The 13446-nt window shown below is 65.9% G+C and carries 9 protein-coding genes; all 9 read right to left on the reverse strand.

Translation table 11 applies throughout. From position 1 onward, the window contains the following. Positions 1 to 27: 27 nt before the first annotated feature. Positions 28 to 1173, reverse strand: coding sequence for a M23 family metallopeptidase (locus HKW67_RS07145; protein ID WP_171224725.1), 1146 nt, complete (start codon positions 1171 to 1173; stop codon positions 28 to 30). Between the two features lie 146 nt (positions 1174 to 1319). Next, a complete protein-coding gene (gene ftsZ, locus HKW67_RS07150) occupies positions 1320 to 2576 on the reverse strand; it encodes a cell division protein FtsZ (protein ID WP_171224726.1) in 1257 nt (418 codons plus the stop codon). 462 nt (positions 2577 to 3038) lie between these two features. Beyond that, positions 3039 to 6005 (reverse strand): M14 family zinc carboxypeptidase, encoded by a 2967-nt coding sequence (locus HKW67_RS22275; RefSeq protein WP_206044635.1) that lies wholly within the window; start codon positions 6003 to 6005, stop codon positions 3039 to 3041. A 161-nt stretch (positions 6006 to 6166) separates the two neighbouring features. Beyond that, positions 6167 to 7420, reverse strand: coding sequence for a cell division protein FtsA (gene ftsA, locus HKW67_RS07160; RefSeq protein WP_171224727.1), 1254 nt, complete (start codon positions 7418 to 7420; stop codon positions 6167 to 6169). Next, a complete protein-coding gene (locus tag HKW67_RS07165; RefSeq protein ID WP_171224728.1) occupies positions 7417 to 8181 on the reverse strand; it encodes a cell division protein FtsQ/DivIB in 765 nt (254 codons plus the stop codon). The genes ftsA and HKW67_RS07165 overlap by 4 nt, the downstream gene beginning before the upstream one ends. Continuing rightward, on the reverse strand, positions 8181 to 9635 hold the full coding sequence (gene murC, locus HKW67_RS07170; protein WP_171224729.1) for a UDP-N-acetylmuramate--L-alanine ligase: 1455 nt from the start codon (positions 9633 to 9635) through the stop codon (positions 8181 to 8183). The genes HKW67_RS07165 and murC overlap by 1 nt, the downstream gene beginning before the upstream one ends. 21 nt (positions 9636 to 9656) lie before the next feature. Then, the gene (locus tag HKW67_RS07175) at positions 9657 to 10784 is read right to left on the reverse strand and encodes a UDP-N-acetylglucosamine--N-acetylmuramyl-(pentapeptide) pyrophosphoryl-undecaprenol N-acetylglucosamine transferase (protein ID WP_171224730.1); all 1128 of its coding nucleotides are present in this window, start codon (positions 10782 to 10784) and stop codon (positions 9657 to 9659) included. Then, complete coding sequence (locus HKW67_RS07180) at positions 10781 to 12010, reverse strand: FtsW/RodA/SpoVE family cell cycle protein (protein WP_171224731.1); 1230 nt, start codon at positions 12008 to 12010, stop codon at positions 10781 to 10783. The genes HKW67_RS07175 and HKW67_RS07180 overlap by 4 nt, the downstream gene beginning before the upstream one ends. Further along, complete coding sequence (gene murD / locus HKW67_RS07185) at positions 12007 to 13437, reverse strand: UDP-N-acetylmuramoyl-L-alanine--D-glutamate ligase (protein ID WP_171224732.1); 1431 nt, start codon at positions 13435 to 13437, stop codon at positions 12007 to 12009. Before murD ends, HKW67_RS07180 begins: the two co-directional genes overlap by 4 nt. Between the last annotated feature and the right edge of the window lie 9 nt (positions 13438 to 13446).

The following is a 13446-nucleotide window of genomic DNA, read 5'->3' on the forward strand; positions in this document are numbered from 1 at the left end:
CCTTTACGCGGAAGGATGCCGATCAGTTCAGTCGCCAGCGATGCGCGTCACGACCGGCGCCGCCGCCGTGCTCGCGTCGCGGGGGCCATCCAGCCGGGCGAAAAGCCGAGCCTTGAGATCGTCGAAGGTGGCGCGCTGGCCGGAGGCGAGCGGCTCACCGGTCACGTTGCGCAGGGCCACCCGGGGATCGCGGTGCTTGCCGTTCACGAGCACTTCAAAATGCAGGTGCGGCGCAGTGGAAAGGCCCGTCGTGCCCACGAAAGCGACCGTGCGCGAGATCGAAACATTGGTGCCACGACGGATGCCAGGGGCGAAGGCATTGAGGTGGCCGTAGCGCGTGACGAAGCCGTTGCGATGACGAATTTCGAGCACGCGACCATATCCGCCCTTCCATCCGGCGAAGATCACGACGCCATCGCCAAGCGCGCGGACGGGGGTTCCACGCGCGGCGGCGTAGTCCATGCCCTGATGTGCGCGCACCGTACCGAGGATCGGGTGACGTCGCAGGCCGAACACGCTCGAGATGCGCCGGAAGGCGAGCGGTGCGCGCAGAAACGCGGCACGCATCGACTTCCCTTCGCCATCGAAGTAGCTCGACTTCGTGCCCTGCGCGAACCGCATGGTTTCCACCCGACGGCCATCGACCGTGAGTCGGGCCGCGATCACGTCGCCAGGACGCACCGCGCCGTTCGGCGCCCGCTGACGCTCCATGAGCACCTTGATCGTGTCTCCCTCGCGCAGATCGCGGCTGAGATCAACACGGTACTCGAGAATGTCGGCCAAGGCGTAGGCGACTTCGTCGCGCACATTGGCCGGAAACGCCTCGGCGCCCTGCGCAATGGCTCCCGTAAGCGTGGAGGTCACCACACCGCCAACCACGACGGTGTCGGTGGTCCACGAGAGCGTCTCTTCTTTCTCCAGCCATCCTGACCGCGAACCGGCGGTGGCGGAGCGGGTGAAGCGCACCAAGCGATCGATCGCCAACTGCAGCACGACCTCTGAAGCGCCGGAATCCGGGCTGACTTTGGAGGTGATGGTGGTGCCGGCGCGGATCTTCCGCGCGTCGATCGCCTGCGATTCCATCAAGACACGGGCAGCTTCGTCACGCGGGACGCCCGCACGTTCCAGCACGGCTACGAGCGGCTCACCCCGTTTGACGGTGTCGACTCGCACGCGCCACTTCGATGCGACAGAAACACGAGACCCCGCAGCGAGTACTGTCGCTGCGGGGCGTTCGGGGACGGGACGTCCCAACGCAATAGCGGTGGCTCCGATACCGGCACAAAGGGTAGCCATCAGGAGCCGTGCGCGAGCGCTGGTCAATCCATCTGTCTCCGTATGAACGTCGGGATTTCCATGTCGTCGAGCTCAGCGCTGGGCGACGGAGAAATCGGTGGAACGCGAGGCGGCCGTGGTGGCGCCCCTTCCCACGCAGGACGAGCGGGGGCGGCAACAGGTCTCACAGCGGGCCGGTCCCGAGTAGGGAACGGGAGTACGGCGGGGGACTTGGCAGCCGCTGCAGGAGGAAAAGATGCAGCCGGTGGTGTGACAGCGGAAGGGGCCGTTGTGCCGAGCGGCACATTACGGACGACTCCGTTGCCGGCGCCTCCCTGCATCTGCCGATCAAATCCGGTCGCGATGACCGTAACGCGGATTTCGTTCATCATGGCGGGCTCATGCACGGCGCCGAAGATGATCTCGGCGTTGTCGCCCACGGCATCGTGCACGATGTCGTTGATCTGCGTGACTTCCCCGAGGGTGAGGTCTTCACCGCCCGTGATGTTGACGAGCACGCCAGTCGCGCCGGAGATCGACACGTTGTCGAGCAACGGCGAGGCGATGGCCTGCTGGGCGGCTTCCATGGCGCGGTTCTCGCCGCGGCCGATACCGGTGCCCATGAGCGCCGAGCCACCGTTCTGCATGACGGTGCGCACATCGGCAAAGTCGACGTTGACGAGGCCGGTTTCGCTGATGAGAAGCGAGATGCCTTGCGTCGCGTGCAGCAGCACTTCGTCGGCCTTCTTGAGCGCCTCGTGGAACGGGATGCCCTTGCCGACTACGGCCAGCAGCCGCTCGTTGGGCACGATGATCATCGTGTCCACATGCTTTCGCATCTCGGCGATGCCTTCTTCCGCTTGGCGCATCCGCTTCCGTCCTTCGAACAGGAACGGCCGCGTGACGATGCCGACGGTGAGGGCGCCCGCTTCACGCGCGAGTTCACAGATCACCGGCGCCGCGCCAGTGCCCGTGCCGCCACCCATGCCGCAGGTCACGAACACGAGATCGGCGTTGCCGAGCACGCGCTTGGTGTCTTCGCGGTTCTCGTCGATGGCTTGCCGCCCGATCTCGGGGCGAGCGCCAGCGCCGAGTCCACGCGTGAGCTTTTTGCCGATCTGAATCTTGACGTCGGCCTTGGAGTTCATGAGCGCCTGCGCGTCGGTGTTCACCGAGATGAACTCGACGCCCTCGAGATGTTCCTCGATCATGCGGTTGACGGCATTGCCGCCACCGCCGCCCACACCCACGACCTTCATGCGGGCGTTCTGGGCAGCGCTCTCTTCGAACTCGAAGGTCATGCGGGGGAGCTCCATACGGGGCTTTACGGGCTCAGGGTGGTTCGCAGAGCAACCCGGCAGCAGGCTGGGTCACCATGAGTCCTTTGCAGCGAGCTCCGCCATGGTGGGCGGTCCGCGCACGGACTCTCAGGGATGTGGAAGATCATGCCGCATGGTGCGAAAGCTTCCCTAGAATACACATTCGAGAGTGCAGCGCAACCCGTGAAATCCGTTGAAGTTGGACGAATTCGTCACGAGTTCTGGCGGCGTGAAACAGGCCCGGTTTTATCCACAATTCCCTTCATTTCGACGGCTTGTGACATTCGTGAATGGGGCCGCCGGACGTGGACTCCGCGCGGCCGCTGTTTCGGCGAACAGATCACGCGGAGGCGCAGAGAGCGCAGAGGCCGCAGAGTCAAAAAATGGTCTCTGCGTTCTCTGCGCTCTCTACCCTCTCTGCGTGATCGGTTCTACGGAGTTGGCCTAGCGGCTACCCGCCGGTGCCGTCGCCGCCGCTGGCTTCGTCTCGGCCGGACCGCCGGCGTCGTTCCAGTTGATGATGCTGTTGAAGACCATGTTGAACTCCCCATGGTTTTGCCAACGATAGATCGGGTTGTTGGCGAACATGATCACGCGACCGTTGCCCTTCACCGCGCCCGGTACATCGACGGCGAACGGACGCAACTTGAGCGAATCGGCGCCGGTCATGAGTCCCGACAGCACCGCCCTGTCGCCACCGACGTAGCGCGCGAGCACGTTGCCTTCGTCGGCGATGCCGACCTTGAACGGTGTGCCGCCCACGTACTTCACCGGGATCACGGTCTTGCCGAAGCCGTAGAACACCGGATGCTCGGGACGCGTGATCGTGGCTTCCACCAGCGGACGCTGCGACGTGAGCCCCGGCACGGTGACCTTGTCGACCGTACGTGCCCAGCCGAATTCGATCGGCAAGCGCGCGGACTCTCCAATCGCGATCAGTGTGCCGCCCGACGCGAGGAACGACGCGAACGCATCGACGCCCGGCTGGCCGAAGCCGCCGGTGAGATCTTTCGTCTCGCCGTACATGCCGAGGAACTTGTACTTGTCGTTCTTGAGATACGGCTGCGGGCGCGCGGCCGGCGCCTGCATCACCGTCTGGCGGCTCAGGTTCTGCTCGGCCATCAGGATCACGTCGTAGTCCTTCCGCAGGTTTCCCTGCACGACGCGCTCCTTGTAGATCAAATCGTACGGAATCTTGAACTCGTCGAACGTGAGACGATACCACCCGAGATTCTGCGTGCCACTCCATTGCGAGTAGATCGCGACGCGCGGCACATCGGCGTCATGCATCGACACGGACGGTGCGCTGCCGATCATCGCCGCGGTGAGTCCCAGGGAATCCACCAGCGTACGCACCCGCGGCGCGTACTTGCCATCGACCACGAACGAACCCGCCGGAAAGGTCGTGTCGCCGGCGGCGAAGCTCTTCTCCGCCACCTTCATCGGCACCGTGCGCAGCAGGTAGCGCAGCGTGACCATGTTGTTCGACCCGGTGTGCGCTACGGCGATGGCGGCGTTGCCGCTGCCGCGCGTGTTGCCCTTCAGCACGATCTTGTCGACCGGTGACACGGCGGCCTTCAGAATGCTCACGTCGGCGATCTCGACGACATCCACGTCCATCGCAAGGCCCATCGACCACCCGCTGTCGTCGTACGTGTTCAGTCGCGCGTCCGGATACTGCTGCCGCTCGATGAGATTCTTGGCGAGACGACCGTAGGGCTGATCACGCTTGATCACATACGAGCCGGCCGGATACGTGATTGCGCCCACCTTCACCGGCGCGGTGGCCTGCCCCACTTCGATACGCTGCACACGCAGCAGATTCACGAACTCCGCCACGCGCGTCATGTCGCGTTGCAGCGGAATCACGAAGCCGTACGGCGCCTTGACCTTGCCCTCTTCGATGCTGTTGCGCGTCTTGATGTAGAAGTTCTCGAGCACGGTGGCCGGAAACATCGACGCCAGCTGCAGCGCCGAGAGCACGCCGGTCTCCATGTAATTCGTGTTCGAGCGACGCGTAAAGGTCGCGATGTCGTTGAAGCCGATCGGATTGCCGCGGTACCACTCGCGATCCTGCGCACCACCACGACCGGTGGGCACCGCACCGGCGCGTCCACCAAGTCCGCCGCCGGGGGCCGGCGCGCCACTGGCGATACCCTTGCGCGCATTCGCCATCGCCGTGCTATCGAGGTCTCGTCCCGACTGCGTCTCGTACATCTTCATGAGACCGTTGTGGTTGTACGCCACCGACCCGAGATACCCGGGCGACCAGCCGTCCATGAACGCATGCGTGTACACACCCGGCATGCCCCACTTCGTCATCTGCGCCATCTCCCAGTTGCCGAACCACGGCAACTCGGCAAACAGGATCGGATCAAGATTCGGATTCTGCGGCGGGCCGCCGGTGTACGTGTAGAGCAACGGCTGCGCTTCATGCAGATCGTGCATGATCGGCGGGTAGGCCGTGAAGTACCAATCGATGATCGCGCGCATCTGCACCAGTTTGATGTTGATGTCGCGATTGTTGTCATGGTACACGTACTTGCCCCAGTACGGCACACCGGCGCCGCCACCGAACCCACCGCCGCCACCTCCACCTCCACCGCCGCCCGCCGCAGGCGCGGCCACTGGCGCGGCCACTGGCGCACGACGCGAGGAGTCGCCAGGCGCGGCCGGAGCCGGCGTGACGGCGGGAGTGATCGCCGGCGCCGGAATGGCCGCCGCCATGTCGAGGCCGCGGAAGAACCAGTCGACGTTGCGGTCACGACCGTCGGCGTCGGCCGCCGGCGTCATCGACACATACAACTGCTCGCGGATCTGGCTGATCAGCGGCGACGTCTCGGTGACGAGACGATAGGCCAGCTCCATCAGCATTTCCGACGGACCGGTTTCGCCGCTGTGCAGGCCGCCCATGAAGTGGTAGTGCGGCTTCGTATCGGCCAGCACCGCTTTCACCTGGGCCTCGGTCATACCGCGCGGGTCGGCAATCTTCGCGAGGTTTTTCCGGTTCTGGTCGAGACGCTGCATGTTCGCCTCGGACGAGATCCAGACCACGACGAGCTCACGACCTTCGTCGGAGCGACCGATGGTTTCGATCTTCACGCGCGGCGACGCCGCAGCGAGCGCGCGATAGTATTTCAGCTGATCGGCGTAGTACGTGAGCTTGCGCGGCGCGCCGATGTGATACCCCAGCACATCGCGCGGCGTCGGGATCCCCGCCACCAACGGCAGGTGATCCACCAGCGGGCTGCCATGCTTTGCATTGGCCAGCCACTCCTGGTAGTTCTGGGCGAACGTCGGATCCTGCTTCTGATTGGGATCGCGCGCTTCGGTCGTGAGCTGCTGGGCAGCCAACGAGGCGAAGGGCGCGAATCCGAGCAGCAGCGCGTGGCGCGTTAGCGCCTGGCGCACGGCTCGGAAACGGGGGAGACCGACGTTCACGGGGAAGCTCCGAAAAAGTATGGAGTATGGAGTACGGAGTAGGGCGTACGGAGTAGGGCGGATGCGACTACGGGGCACCGAGACCGCTGTCTCCGTACCCCGTACTTCTTACTCCCTACTTCGCCGTTACGTTAAAACCAATCCTGCAACCACGTCTTCACGCGGGTGGCCAGCTTGTCGACACCGGCGCCCGTCAGTGATGGGCGGCGCGCGATCACACCGCCAAGCGCCACGCGATGAGCGCCGTACAGGGCCAGACCGACCGCCGTGGCGAAGCGCGGTTCGGCGATCTGCTCAACGAGTCCGCCGACTTTGTCGCCCGGGACACCCACGCGTACGCCAAGCCCGAACACGTCGGCGGCGAGCTCGCTCACGCCCTCGAGCGCGGCACCGCCACCCGTGAGGACAATGCCCGCATTCAGCCGACCGGCGAACCCCGCAGTCTGCACCTCGCGCTGCACCTTGTCGAAGATCTCGTCCATGCGCTGATGAATGATGTGCGTCATCAGTTCCCGCGAGATGTGCCGCTCGCCGTGCGACGCCGACGCCGGCATGGCGATCACCTGCTCGGCATCCACCATCGGCTCGTACGCGCAGCCGTAGGCTTCCTTGAGCTGTTCGGCATCGTTGTTCGTGATCCCGAGTCCCTGCACGAGATCACTCGTGACGGCGTTGCCGCCGTACGGGATCGTGCCGAGATGCCGGATCTTCCCCTCGTGAAACACGGCGAGATCGGTCGTACCGGCGCCGAGTTCGAGCAGGATGACGCCGAGTTCCTTCTCTTCTTCGGTGAGCACCGCCAGCGCACTGGCCAGCGGCTCGAGCACGAGCTCGCGCGTTTTGTAGCCGGCGCGTTCGATACTCTTGCGCAGATTCATCGCTGGCGAGCTGCCGATCGTGACGAGATACATCTCCGTCTCGAGGCGCGTGCCGATCATTCCCACGGGATCGCGGATCCCATCGGTCTTGTCGACGCGATACTCCTGCGGGATCGCGTGCAACAGCTCACGGTCCTGCGGAATCGCCATCGCGCGCGCGACTTCATTCACGCGATCGACATCGGTGCGCATGATCTCGTTGCCACTGATCGCCACGACACCCGTGGAGCACATCGCGCGCACGTGTTCTCCGGCGATGCCGACGTACAGCGATTCCGGGGACACGCCGGCCACGCGACTGGCCTCCTCGACCGCTTTCCGGATGCTGTGTGTGGCCTCCTCGATGTCGGAGACGACACCCCGTCGCAAGCCCATCGTGCGGGTGTTCCCTACCCCGAGCACGCGCAGCGTCGGCGTGCGCGGCAGATCGCCGTGCACCGCCGCGACGATAGCGGTAGTGTGCGCGGTGCCGATATCGAGGGCGGCGACAATGGGTTCGGAAGTCATGGCTGTCTGGCGATCACCTGGTCACGGAAGCGGAGGTCCAGCTCCACCGCACGCAGATGATTCCGCGCGAGGTCCGCTTCCACAGGTAATATGTCCTTGAACCGCGCTACGGTCACGTCGGAGCTGGTTCGCACGGTGACGCCGCCCAGTTTGAAGCGCATTTCGTCCGTTCCGGCCCGCTCGCCGTGCGAAACGCGGGCATAGAGTCGCGGCGCATCCTTGCGCAGACCGTCCAACAGGTGCAAGAGCGAGCTATCGGCCGAGGCGGCGACGGGCACGTCCAGCGGATACCTCGCGGGGTCTATCGGCAGGGGACGCCCGGTGGCATCGGCCGGCTCGAGCCGTCCCTTGCGCGGCACGTAGGCCACTGGCTCCCGCTCGACGACGCGAATCAGCAGGGTCCCCGGCAGCTGCCGCTCGACGGCGACCGACGCGACCATCGGGTGCGCCGCGATGCGCTCGACCAGCGGCTCCAACGGCTGCCACACAGACTGCAAGGTGTCCACCTTGAGCCGCGCAATCAGCTCTGTCGGACGAGCATAGCGCACGCCTTCGAACACCACGCGACGGGCGTGGAAGTAGTCGAGTCGCGCCAGCGCGAGGGGGCCCCACCACGGTGCGCCCACCACGACGCCAACCGCCAGCAGAAATCCAACGGCCCGCACCCAGCGCAGCCAGGTGGGGCGAGCGGCCTTCGCTGTCGCCTTCGGCGACGTTTTCTTGGCCGACGACGTACCAGGCTCGAACGCGGCGGTGGCCATCAGCGGCGCAGCGCCTCGAGCAGCTCAGGTCCCGTCTTGGTGATATCACCGGCGCCCATGGTCACGACCACGTCGCCGTCGCGAACGACGGCACGCAGTGCGGCCGCCGCGTCGCTTCGCGGGCCCTGCCACTCCAGCACACCCGCCATGACGCGATCGCCAATGAGCGCCGAGGTGACCGTGGGATCGGGGGCTTCCCGCGCGCCATAGATGTCGCACAGCAACAGCACATCGGCCGCACTCAGCGCATCGGCGAAATCGATTTGCAGATCGCGCGTGCGCGAATACAAGTGCGGCTGAAAGGCGAGCACGAGTCGACGGCCGGGGAAAGCGTGGCGCGCCGCGGCAATCGTGGCGCGCACCTCGGTGGGGTGGTGCGCATAGTCATCGACCACATCGATGCCCTGCACTGATCCGAGGCGTTGAAAACGGCGCTCGACGCCGCGAAAGGCGGCGAGTCCCGGCGCCATGCTCGCGACCGTACACCCGAGGGCGAGTCCGGCGCCGAGGGCGGCGAGCGCGTTGCGTACGTTGTGGATTCCCGGCACCGACAACTGCACCAGTCCCAGGTCTTCGCCGTCGAACCGCGCCTGAAAGCGTGCGCCCATCGCGTCGAGCACGAGATCACCGGCGACGAGCCGCGCATCAGCGGCGTGCGACGACGGAGCGGCACCGGGCGCGGTGGCGCTGTAGGCAATGACCTCGTGACGCGACGCAATGCGCAGGGCCATCGCGCCGTCGTCATCGGCGCAGCGGACCACGACGCGCGCCGGCGTGAGGTACTGCTCGAACGTGCGCATGATGTCGTCGAGATCGCGATAGATGTCGAGATGATCGGCTTCGACATTGAGCACGACGGCGACGGCGGGATCGAGCGCGAGGAACGAGCGATCATATTCATCGGCTTCGACCACGTACGTGTCGCCACCGAGCCGCAGATTTCCGGCCCAGAGCTCGACACGTCCTCCCACCACGCCGGTGGGTTCGCGACCAGCGGCGGCGAGCGCTTCGGTCGTCATCACCGTCGTCGTGGTTTTGCCGTGCGTGCCGGCGATCCCGACCAGCGTACCACCACTGACCGCATCGGCCAGCGCTTCGGCGCGACGGACGAGGGGGATACCGGCGTTACGCGCGGCGACCATCTCCGGATGAGACGCCGCGATCGCCGAGGAGTAGACGACCGCGCGCGAGCCGGCGACCAGCGCAGCATCGTGCGCGGCGACGGCGATCCCGTAGCGCGCGAGATCGGGCGCCCCCGCCGGATTCGCGTCAGTGCCCTGAATGCGCACGCCGCGACGAGCGAGCAGTTCAGCCAGCGCACTCATGCCAGCACCGGCGATCCCGATGAAATGCACCGGACGCGGGTCGCTGCGATCGAGCAGAATGGCGGCCGTCAGCGACGGAGCGCGGGTGCCGGATTCGGCGTTATCGGGGCGTGTAGGCGGCGCAGACATGGCTTCAATATGGCGACGCAATCAACCGATCCCCACGGCATCGAGGCCGAGGGTCATGATGACCGATCGGGCGATGTCGGCGGCGGCACCGGGACGGGCTCGCTGCAGCGCGGCGTGGTGCATGGCGGCCCGTGCCGCCGAGTCGTCCCGCAGCGATCGCACCGCGGCGTCGAGCGACGCGACGGTAAAATCGTGCTGCGGCACATAGCGCGCGGCGCCCGATGCCTGCGTCGCCTTGGCGTTGTGCGTCTGGTGATCCTGCGCGGCGCTTGGCAACGGGACCAAGAGCGACGGAATGCCCCAGGCGCACAACTCGGCGATCGTCAGCGCACCGGCGCGCGTGACCGCGAGATCGGCGGCGGCGTAGGCGTCCGCTATCGGCGCGAGGTACGGACGGACCCGCACCATGCCGGATTCACGGTCGAGATACGCTGCCGCCTGCTGCTTCCCCGTTGCCCAGATCACGGCGACCCCGTCGGGAAGTCCTTGCGCAGTCCACGCCGCGACCACGTCGTTCAAGGCACGTGCGCCCTGACTGCCGCCCACCACGAGCACGACGAAGGCGTCGTGAGGCAGTGCCCACACGCCGCGCGCCTCAGCCCGCGAGCGAGGCGATGCCGGCGGCGGTTCAATCGGACATCCCAACGGCAGCACCTGCGTCTGTGGGCCGACCGAGAGCCGATTCGCGGCTTCAGGAAAGCCGAGGAACAGCGACTTCGCGCCCTTCGCGAAGGTGCGTGTCGTCAGCCCCGGATGCGAATCAGGCTCGTGCAGCATGGTGGGTACGCCATGCGCGCGTCCCCACGCCAACGCGACGCCCGCGGCGTAACCGCCGGTGCCTATGACGGCCCGCGGTGCATTCGATGCCGCGAGTTGCGTGATCTCGCGCCACGCACCGAAAGCGCCCACGATCGTGCGCCAGTTCTTCCAGGGCGCCTGACGATACAGCGGATGCAGGTCGAGCAGCGTGAACGCGAACTCCGTGGTCGGCAGCACATCGCGTTCGATCCCGCGACGCGCACCGATGAAGTGTGGCGCGACATGCGGCGCCTGCTTCACCAACGCGCGGGCAATCGCGAGTCCGGGGTACAAGTGCCCACCGGTGCCGCCGCCCGCAAAGAAGACACGGGTCGCACGAGACGGCGTCATGCCATCGCGACCAGCGGGTCGGTGGCGGTGGCGCCGTACACGCGCTCGCGGTCACTGCCGATGTTCACGAGGATGCCCGTCATCGCCAGCGTCAGCACGAGGTTGGAGCGTCCGTACGACACGAATGGCAAAGTCAGTCCGGTGTTCGGCAACAGGCCAATCACCACACCCAGATGAATGAAGGCGGTGAACACCGTGACGAAGGTGATGCCGATGGCAAGCAGCGCCGTGAACGGACTTCGCGCCTGCCTCGCGATGCGGAATCCGAGCCAGCCGTAGAGCGCGAAGGCGAGGGTGAGCGCACCGAGTCCGAGGAATCCGAACTCTTCACCCACGATGGAGCCGATGAAATCGTTGTAGGCGAGCGGCAACCAGCCGCGCTGCTGATTGCCCTGACTGAAGCCGACGCCCGCAATGCCGCCGGACCCCACCGCAACGAACGACTGGTACTGTTGATCGGCCGTGGCTGATCGCGTGGTCGACTCCTGCTCCTTGGACAGAAAGCTTTCCACGCGCTTCCGCACGTACGAGCTCTGCGACGCCTGAAATCCGATCAGGAGCAGGCCCACCGCACCGAACAACAGAAAGTGCGAGACGCGCGCGCCGCCCACGAACAGCAGCACCGCCATGATGAGACAGAACATCATAGCTACCGAAATATCCGGCTCGAGAATCGCCAACAGACTGAGGGCGCCGATCACCACCGCGAAGGGCATGAGCCCTTTGCCCAACTGCTTCACGGCAGCGCCTTTCTTGACGAGCAGCATCGGCGTCCACACCAGCACGGCGAACTTCGCCAACTCCGACGGCTGTATCGAGCCGTTGAAGAGATAGCGCCGCGAGCCGTACATGCTCTTGGAGATCGCCTCCGTGCCGGGCAGGATCACGATCAGCATCAGCACGAGACTGATCCCCATGATATGCCACGCATAGCGTCGCCAGACTTCGGCGTCGACCTTGGCGCAGACCGCGAAGATCACCACGCCCACGACCACGCCGGTGAACTGGCGCAGCACAAAGAAGTGTCCAGGACTGTTCGCCGAGATCGCCTGCAAGGCGCTGGCACTGTACAGCACCGCCAACCCGAACGACACCAGCACCGCCGTCACCAGCAGCAGTGCGCGCGCTTCGAGCGACATGCGCCACCGTTCACGGGTGCCCGTGAGATTGCCGGTCATATTGCCGGTCATGGTTCCGCTCATCACGCCACGCTCGCGATCACTCACGCGATGACATCCGCGAGTCGCGCGAACTCGCGTCCGCGCTCCTCATAATTGTTGAACATGTCGTAGCTGGAACAGGCGGGCGACAACAACACCACGTCGCCGGCCACCGCCATGGCACGGGCCCGATGCATGACCTGCTCGAAACTGTCCGCGCCGCAGTGTTCTACCATGACACGTCCGTGCAACGGGGCTTCGAGATCGCCCGAGATCAGCGCGCCGGCCTCACCGTACGCGAGCACGGCCTTGGCGGTGCGCAGCAGCTCGGGCACCAGCGCCGTATAGGACTCACCCTTGTGACGGCCGCCCAGCAGCACGATGGTGGGACGCGACATGCTGGCCAGTGCGACCTTGGTGGAGTCGATGTTGGTGGCCTTGGAGTCGTTGAGCCACAGGATGCCATTGCGATCGACCACCGGCTCGAGCCGATGCGGCAGCGCGCCAAAGGTCCCGATCGCTTTCGCCAACTTCGCCCGCGCCAAGGGAGTGCGGTGCAAAGGATCAGCCGCCATGACCGCCAGCAGCGCGGCGAGCGCGTTGGCGACGTTGTGATCGCCGACCAAGGCGAACGTGCCGCGTGCGACCAGCGGCTCGCCAAAAAGGTGCAGCATGCCCGACCCGCGATGGTAATAGCCGTCCACGTCGGTGCGATGCACGGAGAAGCGGTGCCAATGCCCCGGAATACCAGCCACCAACGCGTCGACATCGGCGCTGTCGGCGGTGGTTACCCACTGCGACGGCAGTTCGGCATTCGCAAAGAGCCGCTTCTTGTCGGCGTAGTACTCGTCCACACTGGCATAGCGATCGAGATGATCGGGGCTGAGCGTGGTGAGCACGCCGACATTGGGCATGATGCCCGGTGTGTCGTGCAACTGGAACGACGACAGTTCGAGCGCCGCCCACGCGGGCGGCGCGATCATGAGCGCCAGCTCCGACACGGGCGTACCGATGTTGCCGACATCGGCCACGTCATGCCCCAGAGCGCGCAGCAGATGTCCGATCAGCGCCGTCGTGGTCGTCTTGCCGTTGGTGCCGGTCACCGCGATGTAGCGCAGCGCCGGCTGCAATCGCAGGGCGACTTCGACTTCGCTCACCACGGGTACACCGGCACTGAGGGCGGCGCGGATCGGCGGCGCCGTCGGCGGGATGCCGGGGCTGACCACCAGCACCGAGCAGTGTGCGATGCGCTGCACGTTGTGCACGCCCACATCAACGCTGGCGCCTTCGCGTTCGAGCATGGCGCCCGCACTGCGTACGGCGTCGGACTTGGAGGCATCGGAGGCGTACACTGAGCAGCCGGCGGCGCGCAGCAGACGCACGGCGGCGATCCCACTGCGGGCGAGGCCGACCACGGCGAACTCGCCGCGCCGTTCGGCAAGACGTCGCGCGACAAGCGAGGCGAGCTCCTGCGGCGGCCGTGCGTCACCCATGGTTTCGCT

Source organism: Gemmatimonas groenlandica (assembly GCF_013004105.1).
In the GTDB taxonomy this organism is placed as follows: Bacteria; Gemmatimonadota; Gemmatimonadetes; order Gemmatimonadales; family Gemmatimonadaceae; genus Gemmatimonas; species Gemmatimonas groenlandica.